The organism is Kitasatospora sp. NPDC002227 (genome assembly GCF_040296285.1).
GTDB lineage: Bacteria > Actinomycetota > Actinomycetes > Streptomycetales > Streptomycetaceae > Kitasatospora.
Window position 1 is genome coordinate 1 of record NZ_JBEOWY010000044.1, and the last position, 22,763, is coordinate 22,763.

Consider the following 22,763-nt stretch of genomic DNA (forward strand, 5'->3'; position numbering starts at 1 on the left):
GGGCCGAGTACATGCACATCGGCGCCATCCAGATCCGGTTCCGGACGGTCACCCACGGTCGGCGGCCCTCGGTGGTGCGGCCGGGTCAGCCCATGTTGGTGTTGAAGCTCACCGTGTACACGGCGCGGCTCTGGCGGGTCACCTTGAGCTCGCCGGCGATGCCCTCGAACTCGTTGGTGCCGCCGGTGATGATCCCGTCCGCCTCGTGCTCCGGCCCGCTGGTCCTCGAGGTCAGCGAACCCGCCTGGAAGGCGATGTCGCCGCGGTTGTCGAGGGAGATGGCGCCGGTGCAGTAGAACACGTCGCCGAGCGCGCCCGGAACGTCCTCGCAGTTGACCACCGCGCCACCGATGTGGTTGCCGGCGCCGTCCTTGGCCTCGGCAAGACCGCCGAAGTCCTTGCCCGTGGTGCTCTGCGGAAGGTGGGCCGTGAAGTCGAGGGTCACCTCGCCCGGCGCACTCCGGTGCTGGGCGGTGGCGAGGGACGGGACGGCGGTGACGAGCGCGAGCGCGGCGACGGTGCCGGCGACGGTACGCATGAGGAAGGCTCGGGACATCAGTACTCCTTGAACGGATGGGACGTATCTCGTCCGGATCTGCGCACACCTGATCACGCCGCGTGACGGTTTGGCTACGAACCAAATGTGCGCAGGGTACGAGTTCACCCGGCCGGCGTCCTCCCGCGGTGTGTCGTCACCACAGCACCCGCAGGTACTTCGGGCTGCGGGTGCTCGAACCCCGGCGCCACTCGATGGCCGCCACCGGCTCGGCGAGCCGCAGGCCGGGCAGCCGGGCCGCCAGCCCCTGGAGGGCCAGCCGGAGCTGCATCCGGGCGAGCCAGGACCCCAGGCAGTAGTGCGGCCCGGCGCCGAAGGCCAGCGTGGGGCCCTCGAGCGGGGTGAACAGCTGGTCCGCCGAGCCCCGGGGGAAGACCTCGGGATCGCGGTTGGCCCGCATGCAGTCGGCGAGCACGACCGAACCGGCGGGGATGGTGACACCACCGATCTCGACGTCCTCGGTGGTCCGGCGCGGGCTGCCCTCGTCGTCGCCGAGCGGGATGGTGTGCAGCAGCCGCTCGCAGGCCGTCCGTGCCGCCTCCTCGGCCGCCAGTCTCGGCCAGCTCTCGAGCTGCTCGCCCAGCAGGTACACCAGCGCGTTGCTGATCACGGTCATCGTGCTGTCGTTGCCGCCCCCGATCAGGCCGCACACCGAAGTCACCAGCTGCGTCTCGGAGAGGCTGCCCTCCTCGTCGGCCGCCCGGACCAGACTGCTGACCAGATCGCTGCCCGGCCGGCGCCGCCGCTCGGCGACCAACCCGGCACCGTAGGCGCGGAACTCCGCCAGGCCGGCCTCGACCTCCGCCGGCGGATTGCTCCCGTCGGCGAACATGCAGTCCGTCCAGCGCCGAAGCCGGTCGTGGTCCAGGCCGTGCAGGCCCAGCAGGCGGCTCATCACCGCCACCGGCAGCGGCAGCGCGAACTCGGCGACCACGTCCACCCCCGGACCGTGCTCGACCAGCCGGTCCACCAGCCGCTCCACCACGGACCCGACCCAGGACTCCCACCGGCCGATCGCCCTGAGCGTGAACGCGCTTTGCATGACCCGCCGCACCCGGCGGTGGTCCGCGCCGTCCTGGTTGAACAGCAGATCCGCATCCCGCACCAGGTTCGCCGTGCCGTCGAAGGACGGCCCGTCCGCCGGGAACAGGTCCACCCGGCTGAACCGCTCGTCGGTCAACACCTGCCGGACGTCGTGGTAGCGCGTCACCAGCCAGGCCGGCGCGCCGTTCGGCAGCTCGGTCGGGCAGGGCGGACCGGGGTCGGCGTCCTTGCGCCGGTGCAGCGGGAGCAGGGTCGAATCGTGGACGGCCATGGCAACTCCTGGTGAGGGGCGGGCGGGCAGCCGTAGCTGATCACGGGCCGTGGCCGGACGATGGGTCAGCACGCGCCATGGCTCGTGCGGCAGACGGAGATTCATCCGATCGGCGGCCGGGGCGGCGGCGCATGCTCGACTACGATGAGTAGCGAACCGCCCTCCTTGCTCTGCCCTCTGCCCGCTGCCCCGCTCGGAAGGACCCGTCACGATGGCCAAGCCGCTCGCGGTGGGGGCAGCATTCCCCGACTTCAAGCTCCCCGGCCTGCTGCTCGGCCCGGACGCCGCCCACCGCCGCGACTACCGGCTCGGCGACGCCGGCTCCAGGCCGGTGGTGCTGGCTTTCTACCCCGGGGACGACACCCTCGTCTGCACCAGACAGCTCTGCTCCTACACCTCCGGCCTCGAGCGCTTCACCGAGCTCGGCGCCGAAGTCTGGGGCATCAGCCCCCAGGACCTCGACAGCCACGAGCGGTTCGCCCGCAAGCACCAGCTGCGCATCCCCCTGCTGACCGACCAGGGCGAGGCGCTGGCCGAGGCATGCGGAATCACCCTCCCGGGCCTGGGCCTGCGTCGCTCCGTGTTCGTGGTGGACGGCACAGGCGTCATCCGCTGGCGCCACGTCGCACTCGCCGGCGTCACCTTCCGCAGCACGGACGCCCTGGTGAAGCAGCTCGCCGCCCTCGCCTGAACTCCGCGAGCCCCACCGCACGTCACAGGGGCGTGAGGATGTCCTGGTGCGCGCCGTCGAGGACGAAGCCGTTGTCGAGGCGGACGCGGAGGGTCAGGCGGCTGCCGCGTTCCCGGTGGGCGGCCCAGTGGGGGGCCAGTTCGGCGAGTTGGTCCTGCAGGCGGGTGCGGCTGGCCTCGGGCATGGTGTGGCCGTAGTCCTCGGCGAGGGCGCTGAGGCGCTGGTACTCCAGGGACTCCGGGCTCTCGGGGAGTTCGCCGTCGACCCGTTCGACGGTGCCCTCCAGCCCGGCGGGGAGGGAGAGGAACCCGACGACGGCCCCGGGGTCGCCGGCCACCGCGTCGCCGATCGCCAAGTCCTCGGCCAACCTGACACGTCGGCCCGCCTCCAGGATCATCCGTCCTCCACCTCTTCGACCACCGTTGCGAACGCGCCCATTATCCTCGGGCCCGGCGCCGGTCAGACGCGGTCCCAGGGCACCTGCGCCCAGGCAGCGCCGAGCACCTCGGCCAGCCGGGCGTCCTCGGCGGGGAAGACGGTCCGGTCGACCGCCGCCAGCGGCTGTGCGGGGCAGTGCGAGTTGGTCGCCGCAGCGGCCCGCAGAGCGGAGAGGTCGCCGGCGGTCAGCCGGCGGGCCGACCACGGCACACCGATGCGGATCAGGGCGGACTGCAGCAGCTGCATGGTGATGCCGGGCAGTACGGGCGCCTCGGGCCACAGGACCTGCTCCCCGTCCCAGAACGCGGCGTTCCACACCGAGCCCTCCCGCACGAACCCGTCCCGGCCGACGAACAGGACGTCGTCGAATCCCGCCTTCCGGGCTTCGAGGAACTGGTGGGTCAGGCCCATGGTCGCCGCGTGCTTGAGGTGCGGCAGCTCCCGCTCGTACGTCGCCGTGCGGACCCGCAGCGCCGGCCGGGGAGTGTCGGCGACGGGGTCGGAGACCGACACCATGACGTCGGTCTTCGAGATCGAGTCGGCCGAAGGGACGATGCTGACCCGGACCGAGGCGGCCGACAGGCCCCCGAGACCGTGCCGGACCAGCGCACGGATCCGGTCGTCGTCCACCCGGGCGGCCTCCCCGAAGAGTTCGAGCGAGGCGTCCGCGAGGCGGCGCAGGTGCAGCGACAGGCCCCGTACCGCACCGTCGCGGACCTGCATCGAGGTGAAGTGGCCGTAGTTCCACGTGGCCACCCGGTGCACGTCGTCCACCTCGGCGGGCCGGCCGTTGATCTCTATGTTCAGCACCCGCGCCATGCTGTCACAGCGGGCGCCGGAGCCGGTGCAGGAGGCGCCGGGCGGTGGCCACCGGGTCGAAGGGGCCGCCGCCGACGGCGGCGAGGGTGCGGCCGCGGGTGAGGGGGTAGCAGGCGAGGCCGAGCAGGGCGGCGGTGAAGTGGCCGACGTCGGTGAAGGTCCGGCCGGTGATCAGGGCGGAGCCGTAGAACAGCAGCACCCCGGCGAGGTAGACGTACCGCCAGGGCTTCACGATCAGGTAGGTCAGCACGGCCTCGATCCCGGCGAGCGCGTAGCTGACGCCGTAGTCCAGCGTGTACCGGGCGGACTCCGGGGCGTGCCCGTGGTCGATCGCCCAGAGCAGCACCCCCTCGCTGAGGTAGGTCGCGCCGACGTGCGCGATCGCCAGCACCAGCAGCCAGCGCCGGGTGCCGAGCCAGCGCTCGGCCGGCACGTGGAAGAGGTTGTAGAGCAGGAAGTAGAGGAACCAGCCGCCGCCCGCGATCCACAGCGCGCTGGTGATCAGCACCCGGACCGGGTCCTGGCTGAGGTACTCGATGTTGGTCGAGCGCTTCTGAAGGAGGCCGTCGGCGAACTCGGGCGAGACGTGCCGGATGATCTGGGTGGTGACGAAGAGGATCGCCAGCCAGGCGAACGTGCCCGGCGCCTGCCGGACGTAGCACCAGGCCCGCGCGGCCGCCCGCCGCCCCCGCCCGTCCGTGGTGCTCACGCCACCGCCTCCTCGTCCGCGCGCGGCGGCGCCGGGGCCGCCCGGCCCGGCCGGCCGAGCTGCAGCATACGCCCGCGCAGGAGATGGCCGCAGACGAAGGCCGCCACGGCGGAGACGATCAGCAGCGGCATGGAGTTGCCGGCCTGGTCGCCGAGCAGCATGGCGGCCAGCACGGTGCTGGTGACGGGGAGTCCGGTGACGGCGGAGCCCGCGGCGGCCAGTCCGGCGGCCAGGCCCGGCTGGATACCGAAGCCCGGCAGGGCGCCGCACGCGATGCCGACGGCGGCGCCGAGCAGGATCGCGGGGAAGATCGGGCCGCCCCGGAAGCTGCCGAGCGCCACCGACCAGGCCAGGCCCTTGAAGGCCACCAGGGCGACCAGCGCACCGACCGACCAGGCGCGCGGATCGGCTGCGAGCGCTCCCAGCGTGGCCTGTCCGGAGAGCGCCGCCTCCTCCGGCGAGCGCCCCGTGACCAGTGCGTACGCCGCGATGCACGCCCCCATGACCACCGCACACAGGAGGGTCCGCCCGGCCGTGGCCCGCGCCGTGGTGAAGGCCGCCACCCGGTGGCCGAGCTGCTGGCCCGTCACGACCACGACCGAGACCAGCATCGCCACCGGCACGCCCCACAGGAAGTCCCCGGGGTCCGGCACCCCGCTCACCGGCTGCCGGGGCAGGGCCAGCGCTCCGATCGACAGGCCGGTCCAGTGGCCGAACCCGGTGAAGACCAGAGCGCCCACCCCGCTGGCCAGCAGACAGGGCAGCAGCAGGACGGCCAGCTGAGGGCCCGCCAGCCCGGCCGCCTCGATCATCATCACGGCCGCCACGACCGGACTGCCGAAGATGGTCGAGATCGCCGCCGCCGAGCCCGCCATGCCGATGACCACCCCCAGTTTCGGCTGCGCCCGCCGCCGCGCCGAGCGGACCGCCAGCAGGGCCAGGCCACTGCCCATGGCCATCAGCGGGGCCTCGGGGCCGAGGACGGTGCCCAACGGCAGGCAGGCGAGGGCGGCCAGCACCACCCCGGGCACCTCCAGCGGCGGCGTCGGCGGTCCGCCGAGCCCGTTGACCGGGGTGTGGCCGCCGTGCCCGGGCAGCCGGGTGACGATCGGGGCGAGCAGCAGCCCCGCCAGCAGCAGCGCGGGCAGCGGCCACCACCAGGGCGCCCGGTCGTAGCCGGCGGCGTCCGGCAGCGACTCCCAGACCCAGTGCTGCAGCTCGTGCTCGAGACCGACGAAGCCGAAGGCCGCGAGCGAGACCGGCACGCCGACCAGCGCGGAGACGGCCAGCAGGCCCAGGTACCCACGGCTGGCCAGCACCTCGCGCAGCCGCCCCGCCTGGTCCTCGGCCGCCTCCGGGCTGCCCGCCTGCCGTTGCACCATGCCCACGTCCTCGCCCCGTAGTCGACCCGGACCTGCGGAAAAGACCCCCGACGGGCCTCCTGACCGAGTCTTGACCGAGCGTCGGCCCCCCGCACGGCGGCGCCCGCCCGCCTCACCCGAGCGGCGCAACGACCGCCCCCGGACACGGCGGTTCGCAAGCCGCCGCAGACCGGACGATGACGAACAACACGCCTGCTTCGGACAATCCGGAGAGTTTCGCGGACATGATTGTGTCCGGCGGGAGACCGAGTCAGGATGGGCCGCGGCAGGAGATTGACGGGGGAAGTCAATCAGCCTTTGTCGGCCTGCTCCTGCCCTTCCATCCCTTCCACGAAGGAGGCTGTCATGGCTCGTCTCTCTGCGATGCTCCGCCACAAGCTCGGTCAGGCGCGCGGGTTCTACCGCACGTACCCCTACGCGGGCTGACCGACCGACGGAGCACCGAGGGGTGGGGCCGGCTGGGACCGGCTCCACCCCGTCGTCGTTGCCGGGGCGTGCGCCCCGGCCGGGAGGAGCGGCCGTGACGGCCCACACCGAGGCCGGGCCGTCCGGCATCCCCACGGCGCTCACCGGCCGCCGCGGCGCCGACGCCGCGGCGTACGAGGCCGACCCGCTCGGCTATCTGGCCCGGGCCGCGCAGCGGCACGGGGACCTCTTCCACTTCGCGGCCGCCCAGCTGTACGTCGGCTCGCCCGAGCTGGTGCACACCGTGCTGACCCGCACCGGCCGTCAGGTGCACGCCGGCCACGATCCGCTGAACGGATTCCGCAAGGTCAGCGAGGAGCACACCGCCCGCTGGCTGGAGGGCCGTCGGGCCGGCACCCCCGGACTCGGCGCCTCGCCGGAGGGCGAACGGCGGATGACCGAACAACTGCGCGCGGACCTCGCCGGGCTGACCGGCGTGGTGGACGTGCCCGCGGTGGCCGCCGGGATCTGCTCCCGGTCCGCCCTCGCCCACTGCTTCGCGGGCGCCGTCCCGCCCGAGGTCCAGCGGGGTGTGGCCCGCTCCGCCGAGACCTTCACCGAGGTGATGGACGCCCCGGTGCCGCTGCCCGCCTGGCTCCCCGGCACGGCGGCCCGCCGCGCCCGCGCCGCCGCCCGTGACCTGGCCGCCGCCCTCGACGGCTACCTGGCCGCCCAGGGCGGGTGCCCGGCCCGTGCCGCCGATCCCGATCTGCCCGCGACCCTCGCGGCGTACGGCTTCACCGACCCGGTGCAGGCCCGGGCCACCCTGCAGGTGATCCTCGCGGGCACGCACGTGGTGCCGGGCGCGGCGCTGTGCTGGCTGGTGGCCGAGCTCGCGGCGCGGCCCGAGGTGGCGGAGCGGATCAGGGCGGCGGCGGACGACACGTACGCCACCGCAGTGGCGCAGGAGGTGCTGCGGCTGTACCCGCCGGTCTGGCTCGGGGCGCGGGAGGTGGCCGCACCCTTCGAGCTCGGCGGCCACACCCTGACGGCGGGCCAGAGCCTGGCGTTCAGCCCGTACCTGCTGCAGCGCGACCCGCGCTGGTGGCGCAAACCCGAGGCCTTCCGGCCCGAGCGGTGGCTGGACGCGGCCGAAGGCGGCCCCACCACCCGGCACGCCTATCTGCCGTTCGGCAGCGGTGCCCGGATCTGCCCCGGGTACCGGCTGGGCCTGCGCCAGCTCACCCTGGCCGCCCGGTTGCTGGCCGGGCTGCACACGCTCACCGTCGAGCGCGCCGACCTGACCCCGACCTTCGAGAGCGTGCTAACGCCGACCGAGCTCCTGGTCCGCTTCACACCGCGGTGAGCGCCCCGCCGACGGCTACGGCCTGCGCAGCCGCACCGGCACCGTCCGGTGGCCGTTGGCGATGAACGAGGCGATCGGCAGCAGCTCGGCGGCCGGTACGGCCAGGCTCAGGTCGGGGAAGCGGGTGAAGAGCGCCTCCAGGGCGGCCCGGGCCTCGATCCGGGCCAGTTCGGCGCCGAGGCAGAAGTGGGTGCCGTGACCGAAGGAGACGTGCTCGGCGCGGGTCGGGCGCAGCGGGTCGAAGCGCTCGGCGTCCGGGCCGTGCACCTCGGGGTCGCGCCCGGCGGCGGCGAAGTTCACCAGGATCGCGTCGCCCTGCTCGAAGGTGACGCCGGAGGGCCCGTCCTCGATCCGCTCGACGGCGAAGCGCAGCGGGAGGTTGGCCACCGGGGCCTGGTGGCGCAGCGTCTCCTCGACGACGTCGCCCCAGCCGAGCCCGCCGCCGCGCACCCGGGCCAGCCAGTCGGGCTCGCCGAGCAGGTTGACCACGGCGTGGTCGATCAGGTTGACGGTGGTCTCGTGACCGGCGCCGATCAGCAGCATGATGCTGTCGAGCAGCTCGCGTTCGCTCAGCCGCGAGCCGGTCTCGTCGTCGTGGGCGTCGATCAGGCCGGTGGTGACGTCGTCCCCGGGGTCGGCCCGCTTGAACGCCACCAGCGCGCCGAGCAGTTGGTAGACGGCGGCGGCGCTCGCGGCGGCCTCCTCCTCGGAGAGCCCGGTCGCGAAGAGGTTGCCGATGGTGTCCCGGAAGGAGTCGTGCATCGACTCGGGCACGCCGAGCAGCCGGTTGACCACCAGCAGCGGCAGCCGCCAGGCGAAGTGGGCCCGCAGGTCCAGCACCTCGCCCTCCTGCGCGTCGAGTTCGTCGAGCAGCTCGGTGACCAGCAGCTCGATGCCCGGTACCAGCGCGCGGACCCGGCGGGCGCTGAACGCGGCCGCGATCAGGCGGCGCAGCCGGGTGTGCTCGGCGCCGTAGGCGGTCAGGGCGTTGCGCACGTCCACCCAGATCCGCAGCGGCCAGCCGGCCGGTACCTCCTGCGCGATGTAGGCGGGCCAGTGCCGGTGGGCGTCCTTGGAGACCCGGGGGTCGGTGAGCAGCCGCTTGAGCAGCGCGGCGTCGGTGACGCTCCAGGCGATCACGCCGCCCGGCAGTTCGACCTGGCAGGCGGCGCCCAGGGCGCGCAGCCGGACGGACTCACCGTGCAGATCGGTGGCCTCGGGGTCGAGTCGGTAAGGGCAGCCGGTCGCGGTCGACGTGTTCAAGTAACCCCCTGTGCGTGACGTTCCGGACGGGGCGTGCGGCGCTCACGGCCCGTCGTGACGACGACGGTAGACGGTCAGTACACGACTTCGCCACCTTTCGTACTGCCCACGGACCGAGAACGCGCACTATGTCAGGTCGCCCCGGGTCCGGATGGTGGGAACGGCCGCCGGGCGCCCGCAACTGCTCGTCACCTCGACCGCCCGGCCGGCCTCGGCCGAGGCCAGCAGGGCCTCCATCACCTCGAGCACGTGGAAGGCCAGCTCGCCGTCGGCCCGGTGGGGCGTGCCGTCGGCCAACGCCCACGCCAGGTCCACGACTCCGCAGCCCCGGCCGGTGTCCGGGTGGCCGGCCAGGACCGGGACCTGCTCCCAGCCGGGCCCGCCGGCCCGGTGCAGGGCGACCGGCCCGGCGAACTCGTTCGGGTCGGGCACCGAGAGGGAGCCCGCGCTGCCGTACACCTCCAGGTGCGGCAGCCGGGCCTGCCACACGTCGAAGCTCATCACCAGCGTGGTCAGCGCGCCGCCCGCGTGCTCCAGCACGCCGGTGACATGGGTGGCCACCTCGACGGGGAAGACCTCCCCGGCCCGGGGGCCGGCGGCGATCGTCCGCCGCTCGCCCGGCCGGGCGGTGAGCCCGGTGACCCGGCGGACGGGGCCGAGCAGGGTGACCAGGGCGGTCAGGTGGTACGGGCCCATGTCGAGCAGCGGGCCGCCGCCCGGCCGGTAGTAGAACTCCGGGTCGGGGTGCCAGAGTTCGTGGCCGGGGCAGACCATGAAGGCGGTCGCGGCGACCGGCCGCCCGATCCCGCCGCCGTCCAGCACGGCCCGGGCCGTCTGCAGCCCGGTGCCGAGCACGGTGTCCGGCGCGCAGCCGACCCGGACGCCGGCCGCCGCGGCGGCGGTGAGCACCTCCCGGGCCTCGCCGGTGGTCGCGGCCAGCGGCTTCTCGCCGTAGACGTGCTTGCCGCCCGCGATCGCGGCGAGCGCCACCTCGGCGTGAGCGGCGGGGACGGTCAGGTTCAGCACCAGGTCGACGTCCTCGGCCGCGCAGGCCTCGGCCACGCTCACGGCGCGGGCGCCCGGCACCGACCCGGCGGCGAGCCGGGCCCGCGCGGGGTCGAGGTCGGCCACCGCCACCACGGTGACCTCCGGGCGCCCGCGCAACGTCCGCAGGTAGGCCCCGCTGATCTTCCCGGCGCCGACCACCGCTGTCCGCAGGGGAGTCGGGCTCACCTGGTCGCCCACACCATCCCCTGACGGATCGTGGCGGTCACCTCGGGCACGGTCAGGTCGGCCAGGCGGTGGCCGACGGTGGTGACGAACACCCGCCCCGCACCCCAGCGCTGCGCCCAGGTCACCGGCACCACGGTGCCCGCGAGCTGCGGCTGGTCCTGGTCCTCGGCGAACTCGGTGACGGCCAGCACCTCCACGCCCGGCGCGGTGTGCACGTAGTACTGCTCGGTGGTCACCCGGTACAGCCCGATGCCGGCCAGCGCCGGGTGGCTCGCCCCGGCAGCGGTCGGGGTGACCTGGTAGCTGACGAACTCCTGCGGGTGGTAGACGAATTGGCCACCGGTCAGCAGCTGGTAGTCGGTGTCCTCGCGGAAGGCGTCCACGATGCCGCCGTGCCAGCCCGCGAAGCCGGTGCCGGCCCGGACGGCGGTGCGCAGCCCGGCGGACTGCCCGGCCGAGAGCCGGCCCATGGTCCAGCACTGCACCACCAGGTCGGTGGCGGCCAGCAGTCCGGCGTCCAGGTAGCTGTCGAGGCTGCCGGAGACGGTGACCTGGTACCCCGCCTCGCCCAGCAGCTGTGCGCACCACTGGCCGGTGGCGGCGGGGGAGTGCCCCTCCCAACCGCCGCGCACGATCAGCGCCTTCGGGCCCGTCGCCATCCACGCCTCCCACCGTCGGGCACACGCGCGGCGGGGGCGCCGCGCGTGTGCGGCTACGACGGTAGCAGTTGATGCAATGTCACACAGCACCTTCGCCGGAGTTGCCCGGCCGAAGCCTCCCGTGCTGGCGGCGGTGGGACTCCTGGGCCTGGGCGAGACGGCGCAGGCTGAGCAGTACCGGCTCGTACAGCACCGTCAGTGCGACGGCCGTCTCGATCTTCTCCAGGGCCGTGTCGTACTCGTCCAGCAGATCCAGGTCGCTCTCGGCGATCCGGACCGCGGCCCGGGCGTACGGCCTCAGGTGGGCGGCGTCGTAGGGGTAGCCGAGCCGGGCGAGGGTGGCGAGGGCGGCGACCAGCGTGCGATGGGCGGCAACCGGAAGCTCCTTCGGATTCCAGCCCAACTCTTCTGCCATTATGGCTACTTGCTGCCGGGCGAGTTCGGTCGCCGGGTCGTCCGGCTCCGGATCCGGCTCCGCGCCGGGTGGCAGGGCGCCCATCGCCAGGCCGAGCCGGCTGTTCTGGTCGAGCCCCTCGCCCTGGAGTGCGACCAGCACCTCGCGGGCGGTGGCCACCGGCATCCGGCCGATCTGGATCAGGGCCCGGACCAGGCGCAGCCTGCGCAGGTGCTCCTCGCCGTACTCGGCCCGACGGGTGGTCACCAGCTCGCCCGGCGGCAGGAGTTGCTCCCGCAGGTAGTACTTGATCGTGGCGGGGGAGACCCCGCTGCGCTCGCTCAGTTCGGCCAGTCGCACGCTCTTGCGCCTTTCATTGGATAGCGTCACTATCTTACTGATGCCGGGCGGCGGGCGGGGAGCCTGCCGCACTTCCAGGGGGAGCGAATCATGGCCACACCTTTGCCCGGACGCACCACCGCCGCCCACGACGGCGAGATAGTGGTGTTCCTGATCGGGATGCGGATCAACAACTACCGTGCCGTGCGCAGCTGGTGGCCGGTCCTCCTGGCGATGCCCCGGATGCTCAGGGAGCTGACCCGCAACCCCGCCTCGGGCCTGCTGGGCTTCCGCGGCGCGCTGACCGGACCGCGCAGCCTCGAGGTGGTGCAGTACTGGGAGTCGCGCGAGAAGCTGCTGGCCTACGCGAGCGCCCCGGAGCAGGAGCACCGCCCCGCCTGGGCGGCCTTCAACCGCCGGGCCCGGCAGGCCGGCGGGCAGGTCGGCGTCTTCCACGAGACCTACGTCGTCCCGGCGGACAGCTTCGAGACGATCTACTACGGCATGCCGGCGTACGGCCTGGCCGCCGCCACGGGATCCCTGCCGGTCGGCAGACGAGGCGAGAGCGCCGCCGACCGCCTCGACCGCGCCCGGCCGGCCGCCTGACCCGTCAAGCGGTCACCTGCGGTCCGCGCGGGCCAGGGCGTAGACGGTGCAGGGCCGCCCGAGCACCTCGTCCTCGCGCAGGATGGTGAAGCCGAGCCGCTCGGCGACGGCGACGGAGCCCTGGTTGCCGTGGTGGATCATCGCGGTGATCTGCTCCAGCCCGAGCACGCCGAAGCCCCAGTCGAGCACCGCCGTCGCCGCCTCGGTCGCGTACCCGCGACCCCAGTGCGCCCGCCCGAAGGTCCAGCCGATCTCGGTCTCGCCGTACTCCGGCCACCAGTTGAGCCCGCACCGCCCGATCGCCTCGCCCGTCCCGGCCAGCTCCACCGCGCAGAGCCCGTGCCCGCGCTCGGCCCACTGGCCGGCGATCCCCCGCAGCCGTACCCCGGCCTGCTCGGCCGAGTACGCACCGACGAACCGGCTGACCTCCGGGTCCGCGTGCAGCGCCACCCACCAGTCGACGTCGGCCGGGCCCAGCGGGCGCAGCCGCAGCCGCTCGGTCGTCACCACGACAGTCGCTTCCTGAGTCATGCCCCTCACCCTAAGATGCCGCTCCTGACGGCCCGCCAAGGGGTGCGGGGCGTCACCAGGTCTAGACCGCTGTGGCTATGCTGCGCGGCATGGACATCGTGATCCCCCTCTTCGACGACTTCGAGCCGCTCGACGCGATCGGGCCGTACGAGATCCTCGCGTACGTACCCGGTGCCACCGTCCGCTTCGTCACCGCCGAACCCGGCCTGGTGCGGGACGTGCTGGGCGCGATGCCGGTGCACGTGGCGACCGGCTACGCCGGGGTGGAGCGCTGCGACGTCCTGCTGATCCCCGGCGGCGGCAGCTTCCAGGCGATGTCGGCCGACCCCGAGTTCCTCGACTGGGTGCGGCGGATGCACAGCGGCGCCCGCTTCACCACCTCCGTCTGCACCGGCGCCCTGGTGCTCGGCGCCGCCGGCCTGCTCGCCGGTCTCACCGCCACCACCCACTGGGCGGCGGCCGCCGACCTGGAGTCCTACGGCGCCGTCTACACCCCCGAGCGGGTGGTCCGCCAGGGGCGGGTGATCACCTCCGCCGGAGTCTCCTCCGGCATCGACATGGCCCTCCGACTGGCCGCCCTGCTCACCGACGAGGTGACCGCCCAGGCGATCCAGCTCCACACTGAGTACGACCCCCAACCCCCGTTCGACACCGGCTCCCTGGCCAAGGCCCCGGCAGCAGTCCGCGCCCGCGCCCGCACCCTGGGCGGCTAGCCTGCGGTCACCGACCACGGCGGAGTCCTCAACCGGCGCCGCCCTCCGCCGGCTGCGCGCCCGCTTCGGGCTCCGGGGCGCCGGGCCAGTACGGGTTGGCCGAGCCCTGGTCGGTCATGTGCGCCCGCCGGGATATCCCGCTCCAGCCGTTCGGCGTCACCGGTACGAGAGGGTGCCGCTGCCCGCAGGGGCAGGGCCTCGGCGCCCACCCGCATCCGCCGCACAGCTCGACCCGCCCGTGCCCGGTCGAGTACGGCTCCAGCGGCTCCTGGTGACCGCAGGCCGGGCAGCCGGGCAGCTCGGCGCCGTCCAGCAGCGCGTTCCGGCGCCGGACGTAGTCGGCCAGGCGCAGTGCCGGATGGCGGAACGGGTCGTCGTACCAGGCGCTGTCCAGCCCCTCCCACGGGCGGCGCAGCCACCACGGCCGGGGGTTCGGCACAGCCCGCCGCCCGGCCCACTTCTCCGCACGGCGCCGCGCCGCGAACTCCCGCTCCCGCGCGAGCCACAGCACCCGCGCCTCCTGCAGCTCCGCCACCGCCCGCACCAGTGCCTCCGGATCCGCCTCCAGCCGCCGGGGTATCCGGGCACTGACCGTCAGATGGTGGTACGTCGCCCGGAATCCGTACGGCGCGAAGGCGGTGAGGCAGGAGCGCAGCGCCCGGTGCCGCCGGTGGGCGGGCAGGCCGGTGTCGAGCACCTGTGCCCGCGAGGTCAGGAAACTGGTCACCCGGCGATCATGCCGGACCGGCCGCCGCGCCGCGACGGAGTTCCACGGGGGCCGCGGCGAGTCAGCAGAGCGGGGTCAGCGCCTCCATCAGGGTGTCCAGTGCGGCCGGGTAGGCCCGGTCGGAGGGCGCGCCGAAGCCGATCAGGAGGCCTTCGGGCCGGCTGGCGGGGGAGAGGTGGAGCTCGCTCAGGCCGCGCAGGGCCAGGCCGCGTCCGGCGCAGGCGGCCAGCAGCTGCGGCTCCGAGGGGCCGCCGGAGGGCGGGAGGGTCACCAGGGTGTGCAGGCCGGCGGGGACGCCGTGCGGGGTGAGGCGGGGGACGGCGGCCAGCCGGTCGAGGAGGAGTTCGCGGCGGCGCCGGTAGCGCAGCCGGGCGGCCCTTACGTGGCGGTCGTAGGCGTGGGTGGTGAGCAGGTCGGCCAGGACGAGCTGGCCCAGGGTCTCGGTGTAGAGGTCCGACTCCTGCTTGGCCCGGACGACCGGGGCCACCAGCTCCGGCGGCAGCACCAGCCAGGCCAGCCGCAGCGCCGGGCCCAGCGTCTTGGAGGAGGTGCCGCAGTACACCACGTGGTCGGGGGCGACGCCCTGCAGCGCGCCGACCGGCTGGCGGTCGTAGCGGTACTCGCCGTCGTAGTCGTCCTCCACGACCACCCCGCCCACCGAGCGGGCCCAGCCGCACAGCGCCTGCCGCCGGGAGGGGTGCAGCGGCACCCCGGTCGGGTACTGGTGCGCGGGCGTCAGGAAGGCCGCGTCCGCGCCGGCCGTGAGCGCCTCGACGGCGGCGCCGCGCCCGTCCACCGGCAGCGGCAGGGCCTCGAACCCGGCCCGCAGCACGACCGCGTGGAAGTCCCGGTGCCCCGGGTCCTCCACGGCGGCCGTCCGCGCGCCACGGGCCGCCAGCGCCTGGCAGAGCAGCCCGAGACCCTGGTAGTAGCCGGAGGTGATGACGATCCGTCCCGGCGTGGTGAGCACCCCTCGGGTGCGCCCCAGGTAGTCGGCGAGTGCCGTCCGCAGCTCGATCCGGCCCTGCGGGTCGCCGACGCCGAACACCTCCGGCCGGGCCTGCGAGAGCACCCGCCGGGTGGCGGCGAGCCAGGCCCGGACGGGGAAGGCGCTCACGTCGGGCAGCCCGGGCCGCAGGTCGTGACGGGGTGCCACCTGCCCCGGCCCGGCCGGCTCGTCCGCCGTAGGCGTCGGCACCGCCACCACCGTCGCGCCCGCCCCCGGCCGCAGGTTCAGGTACCCCTCCTCGGCCAGCTGCCCGTAGGCGGCGGTCACCGTGCCCCGGGAGAGCCCCAGCTCCTGGGCCAGCCCCCGGGTGGAGGGCAGCGAGGCGCCGGCGGCCAGCCGCCCCTGGCGGATCGCGGCCCGCAGCGCGGCCTCCAGGGCGGCCCGGCGGCCACCGCCCGCGAGCTCCAGGTGCAGGTCGAGACGGGAACTGGACCATTTTTCCGGCATGGAACCGGATCTTAATCCTGGTCCGGCCGCCCACTAAGTTCGTATCCGGGCGGTACACCAGGCCAGCCCCCCGGCACTCTCGATAGGACACCCAGGAATGCAGCGGATCGCCGTCGTCGGACTCGGCGCGATGGGCACGGCGGTGGCCCACCGCCTGCTGGCGCAGGGCTGTCAGGTCACCGTCTGGAACCGCACCGAGCAGCGCGCGGCCCCCTTGGCCGAAGCCGGGGCCACCGTGGCCGCCAGCCCGGCCGCCGCGGCCGCCGGAGCGGAGGCGGTGCTGCTCCTGGTCACCGACCCGCAGTCGCTGCGGGAGGTGACGGAGGGCGAGCAGGGAGTCGCGGCCGGAGCAAGACCGGGCACGGTGGTGGTCCAGCTCTCGACCGTCTCGCCCGAAGCCGTGCACCGGCTGGCTGACCTCCTGCCGCCGGGGGTGGAGCTGCTGGACGTACCGGTGCTCGGCAGCGGCGCCGAGGCGGCGGCCGGCAATCTTCGCCTGCTGGTCGGCGGCCCCGAGGGGGCATACGCGCGCAGCCACGAGCTGCTGGTGCGGCTCGGCACGCCGCTGCACGTCGGCGGGCTCGGCGCGGGCACGGCGGCGAAGCTGGTCGCCAACAACGCGCTGTTCGGCGTCCTCGCCCTGCTGGGGGAGTCGCTCGCACTCGGCAGCGCTCTCGGCCTGACCGAGACGGCGCTGCACGGGGTGCTGAGCGCGACCCCGCTGGCCGAGCAGGCCGCCAAGCGCCGCCCGGTGATCGCCGCCGACGCCTACCCGCCGCGCTTCGCCCTCCCGCTGGCCCGCAAGGACGCCGACCTGGTGGCCGCGGCGGCCGCCGGGCTCGACCTGCCGCTGACCGAGGCCGCCCGCAGCTGGCTCACCGCCGCCGAACGGGCCGGCCGGACCAGGCAGGACTACACCGCCGTCCTCGCCCACATCCTCGCCGCCAACACCCCGGAGGCCTGACCGGTGATCGTCATCGCCCACCTCAGCGACACCCACCTGGACGGCGGCGAGCGGGCCGCCGCCCGCACCGAGGCCGTGCTGCGCCACCTGGACGGCCTCCCGTACGACCTCGCCGCCGTCCTGGTCTCCGGCGACATCGCCGACCACGGCAGCCCCGAGGAGTACCGCCAGGCCCGCCGCCTGCTCACCTCGCGCCACCCCGTGCTGGTCTGTCCCGGCAACCACGACGAGCGCGCGGCGCTGCGCGAGCACCTGCTCGGCGAGGCGCCCTCGACGGAGCCGGTGAACCGGCTGCACCGGGGCGAGGGCTTCACCCTCGCGGTCTGCGACTCCTCGATCCCCGGCCGCCACGACGGCCGGCTCGACGAGCCCACGCTGGCCTGGCTGGCGGCGGCCCTGGCCGACACCCCCGCCGAGCAGCCCGTGCTGGTCGCCTTCCACCACCCGCCCGTGCCGCTGCACACCCCGTACGTGGACGGCATCCGGCTGAACGACCCCGAGGCCCTCGCGGCCCTCGCGGAGCGCCATCCCAACCTGCGCGCCTTCCTCTGCGGCCACGCCCACACCGCCGCCGCCACCACCTTCGCCGGCCGCCCCCTGCTGGTCGCCCCCGGCGTGGTCTCCACCCTCCGCCTGCCCTGGGAACACCCCACCGGCGACCCGCACGTCCACCACGACCTGCCCCCGGCCCTGGCCTTCCACGTCCTCGCCGAGGACGGCCGCCTGACCACCCACTACCGCAGCGTCCCGCTCAGCTGAGCAGCACCCGGGCCCACTCGGCCTCCCGCCGCTCGGTGTACTCCGCGTCGGCCCGCCACACGGCGCCGTGCCCCTCGGCCCACAGCCGGGCCCACGGCTGGGTGCCGCGCCCGGCCTCCCGGGCCAGGAGGTAGTGCATCGAGAGGGCCCGCCGCGCCAGCATCGGCACCAACTCGGCCCGCTCGGCCTCCTCCAGCCCGTACGCGTCGGCGAACAGCCGCACTCGCTCGGCCGCGTCCTCGCGCTGCTAGTCCGGATGGGTGGAGAGCGGCACGAAGCCGTGCAGCGCGTACGCGACGTCCCAGAGCCGGGATCCCGGGCCCGCCCCGTCCCAGTCGATGAAAGCCAGGCTGCCAGCCCCGTTCGCTACCAGGTTCCAAGGCGCCAGGTCGTGATGGGCGATGATCCCGTCCCCCTCCGGCGGGATCAGCTGCTGCCACCGAGCGTCCGGCGGCGGGGTGAAGCCCACCACGGCCTGGTGGAAGTCCCGGACCAGCCGGGCCACCGCCACCAGGTCCACCGAGCCGAACCGGCCCGCCACGTCCTCGTCCATGCCGCCCAGCCTGCGCCGTCCCCCGCCCTCGCCGCACCCGGTTTACCGGCAGGTCGATGTGCCGAGGGCCGGGCGGCGTGTTTGCCTGCTGCTGACAGCGCGCAGCGCGGAGCGGAGGAACAGCCATGGACGGGAGCCCAGCGGCCGGTGGCCGCCGTGGTGAGCAGCCACCCCGCCCCGGCGGCACGCCGTGAACCGCGCCCCGGCCGGCTGCACGGCCGCGAGCGTGGGCGCCGGGCACGAGCGGGCCGAGGAACGGCGGCGGCTGCGCGCACTCGCGGTCTGCCTCCTGGTGGGCTTCATGAGCCTGCTGGACGTCTCGATCGTCAACGTCGCGCTGCCCTCGATCGAGCACGGCCTCGGCGCCAGCGAGGCCGACCTCGCCTGGGTGGTCTCCGGCTACGCCCTCACCTTCGGCCTGATCCTGGTGCCCGCCGGGGTGCTGGGCGACCTGTGGGGCAGGCGCACCGCCTTCCTGACCGGCCTGCTGCTGTTCACCCTCGCCTCCGCCGCCTGCGGCCTGGCACCCACCGCGACCGCCCTGGTGATCGCCCGGCTGGCGCAGGGCGCCGCCAGCGGCCTGCTCGGCCCGCAGATCTCCGGACTGATCCAGGAGATGTTCGCCGGCCCCGCCCGGGCCCGCGCCTTCGGCTGGTTCGGCACCACGGTCGGCCTGGCCACCGCCGCCGGGCCGCTCGCGGGCGGCCTGCTGATCAACGCGGCCGGGAGCGAGAGCGGCTGGCGCTGGGTGTTCTTCGTCAACCTGCCGATCGGCCTGGTGGCCTTCGCCCTCGCCCTGCGCCTGATCCCGCGCAGCGGCCGCCGGCTCGTCGTGGAGCCCGGCGCCGGGATCACCGCCCGGATCGACTTCGTCGGCGTGCTGCTGCTCGGCGCCGGACTGCTGGCCGTCCTGCTGCCGCTGGTGCAGGAGCAGCAGTGGAAGAGCCCGGCCAAGTGGTGGCTGGTGGTGCTCGGCGTGCTGCTGCTCGCGGTCTTCGCGCGCTGGGAGCGCGGCCGCACCCTCCCGCTGGTCGACCTCTCGCTGCTCGCCACCCGCTCCTACCGGTACGGCGTCTCGCTCGGCATGTTCTACTTCGCGGGCTTCACCACGATCTTCTTCATCTTCACGCTCTTCCTGCAGCGCGGGCTCGGCTACAGCGCCCTGGAGGCCGGGGCGGCGATCACCCCGTTCGCCGTCGGCTCCGCCGTCTCCGCGGCCCTGGGTGGGCGGCTGGTCAGCGAGCACGGCCGGGTGGTGACCATCGTCGGCCTGGTCACCGTGATCGCCGGGACGGGCCTCACCACCCTGGCCGTCCACCTGGTGCCGGGGCAGCACACGGCCTACGCCACCGCCGCGCCGCTGCTGCTCGCCGGGATCGGCTCCGGCCTGACCATCGCACCCAACCTGAGCCTGACCCTCTCCGAGGTGCCGGTGCAGCGGGCCGGCACGGCGGGCGGGGTGCTGCAGACCGCCCAGCGCCTGGGCACCGCCACCGGCGTGGCCTGCGTCGGCGCGGTCTTCTTCGCGCACCTGGCCGGCGGCGGCAGCTGGGCGAACGCCTTCCAGCTCGGCACCCTGGTCGCGATCGGCTTCGAGCTCTGCTCCCTGGTCTGCGCCCTGGCCGACGTCCGCGGCCGCGACCGGGCCGAGCCCGCCACCCGCCCCGAGCGGTGACCCCGCGCCCCGCCGACCGTCACCGGGCGGGCCGGCCTGCCCTCGTGACGGACAGCCACCGCCCGGAGGCACCCGCGCCGCGTACCCCTCGAGGAGGTACGCGGCGCGGCCGGCCTGCTGACGGTCCGGTACCGCCGGACGGGTGAGGTCCGGCGGTCCGCCTCAGCGGTAGTCGTCGTGGGCGGCGTCGGCGGTGTCGTCCAGGATGCTGAAGCCGACCGCCTCGCGCAGCGACTCGTCCCCGGTGGCGTCGCCGTACACGGCGGCCTCGTCCTGGTCCTGGTCGGTGAGGTGCACGGCGGCCTCCTCCGCGCTGGCCGCGCCGGCGTCGGGGCCGAGGTCGAACCCGGCGGTGCCGTCCCCGTGCACCAGCCGCCCGGCCCGCGGTGAGGGGCCGTCGAGCCAGCGGTCGTCCACGGCGTCCGAGGCGGTGTCCGGCTCCTCCGCGGCGAGCAGCTGCTCCAGCGACTCGCGCGTGTGGGCCTCCGCGGGCGTGGTGCCGTAGGCGGTGGCGCCCCGGTAGCCGTCGGCGGGGATCACGCCGGTGTCCAGCGGGTCGTCGTCGAGCCGGTCGGTCAGCAGCGAGTCGGACGGCTCCAACACGCCGTCGTCCTCGGCCACCTGGTCGTCCCAGTCGGTCATGAGGAGCACCTCCCGGTGCGGATCGGGCGGGGTCACGCGGAACACCGGCCGTAGGTGCACATGAGCACCTACGGCCAGCGTACGGGCGACCTCGGTGGCCGCGCAGTCCCGGAGCGTCGCGCGCCGCGCGCGCCGGGGTGCACGCCAGCCCCATGTTTCGCACTGCGCCGCCACCCTGCAACACAGGGTGATCCGGGAGAGCGAGGCCACCGCCGTAAACCTGGAGCCGTCCGTACGCCGGACATCGCGTCAACGCCTGGGAAAGCCTCCTGTCAGCGGTGGCTGCGATGCTGACGGCATGAGCGAGGAACAGCTGATGCGAGGCCGGGTCTACGGAGCCGATCACGAGGACGCCGACCCCGGCCCGCGCCCCGGCCGCAGCTACCGCGAGCTGGTGGCCGGACCGCTCGACGGCCTGCTGCTCGACGTCACCGGCTGGGAGCCGGAGGAGCTGGCCACCGGCGCCGCGCTGGCCACCGAGATCGGCCGCTACGGCGCGGGCGGCCGAGCCTGCTACGCACCCCGCCCCGCCGACCCACGCCGCTGGGACTGGACGGGCGACACGGCCGGCTGACCGAAAACCGGGTGACCCGACCCGTCCCCACCAGCGAAAATGCCGGGCATGATCAGCGACCACTGGCCCTTGCTCAACCTGACCCTCCGTACACCCCGGCTCGAACTGCGCCTGCCCAGCGAACCCGAGCTCGCCGCCCTCGCGGACTTGGCGGCCGAGGGCGTCCACGAGCCGGAGCGGATGCCCTTCGTCGTGCCGTGGACGGACCGGCCCCCGGCCGAGCGGGCGCGCGGCGTGGTCCAGCACCACTGGCTGCGCCGGGGCACCTGGACGCCCCAGGACTGGGCGCTCAACCTGGTGGTGTTCGCCGAGGGCGAGGTGGCGGGTCTGCAGACGCTGGCCGCGCGGGATTTCGGCACGCTGCGGCAGGTGACCAGCGGCTCCTGGCTGGGCCTGCGCCACCAGGGCCGCGGGATCGGCACCGAGATGCGGGCCGCGGTCCTGGAGCTGGCCTTCGCCGGGCTCGGCGCCCGGGAGGCCGTCTCGGGCGCGTTCGAGGACAACGAGTCCTCCTACGCCGTCTCGCTCAAGCACGGCTACCAGCCCGACGGCATCGAGCGGTACGTGGTCCGAGGCCGCCCGGTCACCTCGCGCCGGCTGCGGCTGCCCCGCGAGCGCTGGGCCGAGCTGCCCCACCCGCCCGTCAGCATCACCGGACTGACCCCCTGTCTGGAGCTGTTCGGCCTGCCCGCCGAAGGCACGGCGTAGGGTCGGTCGCCGTGACCACTACCGCTCTGCGCGTCGTCCTGATCGGCGGCACCTCGAATGTCGGCAAATCGACCGTGGCCCGGCTGCTGGCCGACCGGCTGGGCTTCGACTGCCGGACGACGGACACCCTCGCCCGCCACCCCGGGCGGCCCTGGCGGACACCGGGGCGCGAAGTCCCGGCGCACGTCGCCGAGCACTACCGCTCGCTCCCGGTCGAGGAGTTGACCGCCTCCGTGCTCGGCCACTACGAACGGCTGTGGCCGATGATCGAGGAGCTGGTCACCGGCTACGCGCAGGGCGACGGCCCGGGCCTGGCCCTGGAGGGCTCGGCCCTGTGGCCGTCCCGGGTGGCCGCCCTGACCACCCCGGGCACGGCCGCGCTCTGGCTGACCGCGGAGCCCGCCGTGCTGCGCGCCCGGATCCGGCGGGGCGGCGGCTACCCGGAGGCGACCGAGGACGAGCGGGCGCTGATGGACGCGTTCCTGGCCCGTACCGTCCGCTACCAGGAGCTGATGCTGGCCGAGGTGACCGCCCTCGGCCTCACCCGGCTCGCGCCGCCGGCCGAGCAGTCACCCGAACGGACGGCGGCAGCGATCCTCGGCACGCTGACCGTCTGACCGGTGGTGATCAGTGCCGCACCAGCAGCACCACCAGGCAGGCCACCGCGAGCAGGGCCAGCGCGGCGGGCAGCCTCAGCCGTGGTCCGTGACCGCCGATGGGCGGGGCCGCCCAGACCCCCGGCTCCGGGGCGACCGGCAGGCGCGCGGGGCCCCATTCGTACTCCCCGGCGGCCGAGAGCGTCGCCAGGTGCAGGCCGCCGGCCAGCCGGCGCTGCCAGCGGCGGCCGCCGGCATCGGTGAACTCCACGGCCAGCTCGGCGAGGCGGGGCGGCGCCGCGGCCGTGGTGACCTCGACCTTGCCCCGACTGCCGGCCTGCAGGTCGAACGGGTCGGCCATGGCGGCGCCCGAGTACCGGACCAGGACGTCGGTGATCGCCAGTGCACCGTCGTTGGCCACTGCCACCAGCCAGCCCGCCGCGCCGCCCGGAGACCGGCTCATCAGCCGGGCGTCCACGGCGCCCGCGAGCGCGGTCTCGGCCCGCTCCCGGTCGCGGGCCTCCTGCCGTCCGGACAGGCAGGCGCGCTCCGACTCCTCCAGGCGGTCCTTGCGGACCCGGGAGCGGCGGTCGGCGATGCTGAGCCAGAGGGCGGAGAGACTGCTGAGCACGCCGACCGCGGCGGTTATCAAGGTGATCACCGGAACAGGCTGACAGGACGTCAGAGGTC

The 22,763-nt window shown here is 74.7% G+C and carries 27 protein-coding genes; 10 read left to right on the plus strand and 17 right to left on the minus strand.

From position 1 onward, the window contains the following. Window positions 1-85: 85 nt before the first annotated feature. Window positions 86-556: a hypothetical protein gene (locus ABT095_RS29325; protein ID WP_350532564.1), complete on the minus strand. Its 471-nt coding sequence runs from the start codon at window positions 554-556 to the stop codon at window positions 86-88. Between the two features lie 136 nt (window positions 557-692). After that, a complete protein-coding gene (locus ABT095_RS29330) occupies window positions 693-1,871 on the minus strand; it encodes a cytochrome P450 (protein ID WP_350532565.1) in 1,179 nt (392 codons plus the stop codon). A gap of 211 nt (window positions 1,872-2,082) precedes the next feature. Here ABT095_RS29330 and ABT095_RS29335 point away from each other — a divergent pair, with 211 nt between their 5' ends. After that, window positions 2,083-2,562, plus strand: a complete 480-nt coding sequence (locus ABT095_RS29335) for a peroxiredoxin (protein ID WP_350532566.1) — start codon at window positions 2,083-2,085, stop codon at window positions 2,560-2,562. Window positions 2,563-2,584: 22 nt separating this feature from the next. On the opposite strand, the gene ABT095_RS29340 is transcribed toward ABT095_RS29335, so the two are convergent. The 4 genes from ABT095_RS29340 to ABT095_RS29355 all read right to left on the minus strand — a co-directional run bounded on the left by ABT095_RS29340 (window position 2,585) and on the right by ABT095_RS29355 (window position 5,910). Further along, window positions 2,585-2,959, minus strand: coding sequence for a hypothetical protein (locus ABT095_RS29340; RefSeq protein ID WP_350532567.1), 375 nt, complete (start codon window positions 2,957-2,959; stop codon window positions 2,585-2,587). Between the two features lie 62 nt (window positions 2,960-3,021). Then, window positions 3,022-3,810: an aminotransferase class IV gene (locus tag ABT095_RS29345; RefSeq protein WP_350532568.1), complete on the minus strand. Its 789-nt coding sequence runs from the start codon at window positions 3,808-3,810 to the stop codon at window positions 3,022-3,024. A gap of 13 nt (window positions 3,811-3,823) precedes the next feature. Next, on the minus strand, window positions 3,824-4,528 hold the full coding sequence (locus tag ABT095_RS29350; protein ID WP_350532569.1) for a rhomboid-like protein: 705 nt from the start codon (window positions 4,526-4,528) through the stop codon (window positions 3,824-3,826). Continuing rightward, a complete protein-coding gene (locus ABT095_RS29355) occupies window positions 4,525-5,910 on the minus strand; it encodes a chloride channel protein (protein ID WP_350532570.1) in 1,386 nt (461 codons plus the stop codon). Before ABT095_RS29355 ends, ABT095_RS29350 begins: the two co-directional genes overlap by 4 nt. 520 nt (window positions 5,911-6,430) lie before the next feature. Here ABT095_RS29355 and ABT095_RS29360 point away from each other — a divergent pair. Beyond that, entirely contained in the window at window positions 6,431-7,681 is a 1,251-nt protein-coding gene (locus tag ABT095_RS29360) for a cytochrome P450 (RefSeq protein WP_350532571.1), read from the plus strand. 15 nt (window positions 7,682-7,696) lie between these two features. Here ABT095_RS29360 and ABT095_RS29365 read toward each other — a convergent pair whose 3' ends face one another. From ABT095_RS29365 to ABT095_RS29380, 4 genes are all read right to left on the minus strand, one after another. Beyond that, on the minus strand, window positions 7,697-8,944 hold the full coding sequence (locus ABT095_RS29365) for a cytochrome P450 family protein (protein ID WP_350532572.1): 1,248 nt from the start codon (window positions 8,942-8,944) through the stop codon (window positions 7,697-7,699). A 126-nt stretch (window positions 8,945-9,070) separates the two neighbouring features. Then, window positions 9,071-10,177, minus strand: a complete 1,107-nt coding sequence (locus ABT095_RS29370; protein ID WP_350532573.1) for a Gfo/Idh/MocA family protein — start codon at window positions 10,175-10,177, stop codon at window positions 9,071-9,073. Continuing rightward, window positions 10,174-10,836, minus strand: a complete 663-nt coding sequence (locus tag ABT095_RS29375; protein ID WP_350532574.1) for a ThuA domain-containing protein — start codon at window positions 10,834-10,836, stop codon at window positions 10,174-10,176. Before ABT095_RS29375 ends, ABT095_RS29370 begins: the two co-directional genes overlap by 4 nt. Before the next feature lie 79 nt (window positions 10,837-10,915). After that, window positions 10,916-11,590, minus strand: a complete 675-nt coding sequence (locus ABT095_RS29380) for a MerR family transcriptional regulator (RefSeq protein ID WP_350532575.1) — start codon at window positions 11,588-11,590, stop codon at window positions 10,916-10,918. A gap of 90 nt (window positions 11,591-11,680) precedes the next feature. On the opposite strand from ABT095_RS29380, the gene ABT095_RS29385 reads away from it, so the two are divergent. Beyond that, the gene (locus tag ABT095_RS29385) at window positions 11,681-12,175 is read left to right on the plus strand and encodes a DUF4188 domain-containing protein (RefSeq protein WP_350532576.1); all 495 of its coding nucleotides are present in this window, start codon (window positions 11,681-11,683) and stop codon (window positions 12,173-12,175) included. A gap of 12 nt (window positions 12,176-12,187) precedes the next feature. Here the strand turns inward: ABT095_RS29385 and ABT095_RS29390 are convergent, their stop codons facing one another. Further along, window positions 12,188-12,706, minus strand: coding sequence for a GNAT family N-acetyltransferase (locus ABT095_RS29390; protein ID WP_350532577.1), 519 nt, complete (start codon window positions 12,704-12,706; stop codon window positions 12,188-12,190). Between the two features lie 89 nt (window positions 12,707-12,795). On the opposite strand from ABT095_RS29390, the gene ABT095_RS29395 reads away from it, so the two are divergent. Continuing rightward, complete coding sequence (locus ABT095_RS29395) at window positions 12,796-13,419, plus strand: DJ-1/PfpI family protein (RefSeq protein ID WP_350532578.1); 624 nt, start codon at window positions 12,796-12,798, stop codon at window positions 13,417-13,419. A gap of 28 nt (window positions 13,420-13,447) precedes the next feature. Here ABT095_RS29395 and ABT095_RS29400 read toward each other — a convergent pair whose 3' ends face one another. Beyond that, complete coding sequence (locus ABT095_RS29400) at window positions 13,448-14,146, minus strand: hypothetical protein (RefSeq protein WP_350532579.1); 699 nt, start codon at window positions 14,144-14,146, stop codon at window positions 13,448-13,450. Between the two features lie 61 nt (window positions 14,147-14,207). Then, on the minus strand, window positions 14,208-15,602 hold the full coding sequence (pdxR, locus tag ABT095_RS29405) for a MocR-like pyridoxine biosynthesis transcription factor PdxR (protein WP_350532580.1): 1,395 nt from the start codon (window positions 15,600-15,602) through the stop codon (window positions 14,208-14,210). A 97-nt stretch (window positions 15,603-15,699) separates the two neighbouring features. On the opposite strand from pdxR, the gene ABT095_RS29410 reads away from it, so the two are divergent. Continuing rightward, on the plus strand, window positions 15,700-16,566 hold the full coding sequence (locus tag ABT095_RS29410) for an NAD(P)-dependent oxidoreductase (RefSeq protein ID WP_350532581.1): 867 nt from the start codon (window positions 15,700-15,702) through the stop codon (window positions 16,564-16,566). Between the two features lie 3 nt (window positions 16,567-16,569). Then, window positions 16,570-17,325: a metallophosphoesterase gene (locus ABT095_RS29415; protein ID WP_350532582.1), complete on the plus strand. Its 756-nt coding sequence runs from the start codon at window positions 16,570-16,572 to the stop codon at window positions 17,323-17,325. On the opposite strand, the gene ABT095_RS29420 is transcribed toward ABT095_RS29415, so the two are convergent. Beyond that, entirely contained in the window at window positions 17,318-17,548 is a 231-nt protein-coding gene (locus ABT095_RS29420; RefSeq protein ID WP_350532583.1) for a hypothetical protein, read from the minus strand. The two genes, ABT095_RS29415 and ABT095_RS29420, sit on opposite strands and share 8 nt — an antisense overlap. 24 nt (window positions 17,549-17,572) lie before the next feature. After that, on the minus strand, window positions 17,573-17,878 hold the full coding sequence (locus ABT095_RS29425) for a phosphotransferase family protein (protein ID WP_350532584.1): 306 nt from the start codon (window positions 17,876-17,878) through the stop codon (window positions 17,573-17,575). A 190-nt stretch (window positions 17,879-18,068) separates the two neighbouring features. Between ABT095_RS29425 and ABT095_RS29430 the strand changes: the two genes are divergently transcribed. After that, window positions 18,069-19,553 (plus strand): MFS transporter, encoded by a 1,485-nt coding sequence (locus tag ABT095_RS29430; protein ID WP_502885047.1) that lies wholly within the window; start codon window positions 18,069-18,071, stop codon window positions 19,551-19,553. A gap of 162 nt (window positions 19,554-19,715) precedes the next feature. Here the strand turns inward: ABT095_RS29430 and ABT095_RS29435 are convergent, their stop codons facing one another. Next, a complete protein-coding gene (locus ABT095_RS29435) occupies window positions 19,716-20,195 on the minus strand; it encodes a DUF5709 domain-containing protein (protein ID WP_350532585.1) in 480 nt (159 codons plus the stop codon). A gap of 298 nt (window positions 20,196-20,493) precedes the next feature. Here ABT095_RS29435 and ABT095_RS29440 point away from each other — a divergent pair, with 298 nt between their 5' ends. From ABT095_RS29440 to ABT095_RS29450, 3 genes are read left to right on the plus strand one after another with little or no spacing between them, the layout of a single operon-like run. Next, complete coding sequence (locus ABT095_RS29440) at window positions 20,494-20,769, plus strand: hypothetical protein (protein WP_350532586.1); 276 nt, start codon at window positions 20,494-20,496, stop codon at window positions 20,767-20,769. Window positions 20,770-20,817: 48 nt separating this feature from the next. Beyond that, complete coding sequence (locus tag ABT095_RS29445) at window positions 20,818-21,477, plus strand: GNAT family N-acetyltransferase (RefSeq protein ID WP_350532587.1); 660 nt, start codon at window positions 20,818-20,820, stop codon at window positions 21,475-21,477. 11 nt (window positions 21,478-21,488) lie between these two features. Continuing rightward, window positions 21,489-22,094 carry a hypothetical protein gene (locus tag ABT095_RS29450; RefSeq protein WP_350532588.1) on the plus strand — a complete coding sequence of 202 codons (606 nt, stop codon included), beginning with the start codon at window positions 21,489-21,491 and terminating at the stop codon, window positions 22,092-22,094. 10 nt (window positions 22,095-22,104) lie between these two features. On the opposite strand, the gene ABT095_RS29455 is transcribed toward ABT095_RS29450, so the two are convergent. Further along, window positions 22,105-22,734, minus strand: coding sequence for a hypothetical protein (locus tag ABT095_RS29455; protein ID WP_350532589.1), 630 nt, complete (start codon window positions 22,732-22,734; stop codon window positions 22,105-22,107). Window positions 22,735-22,763: the final 29 nt, after the last annotated feature.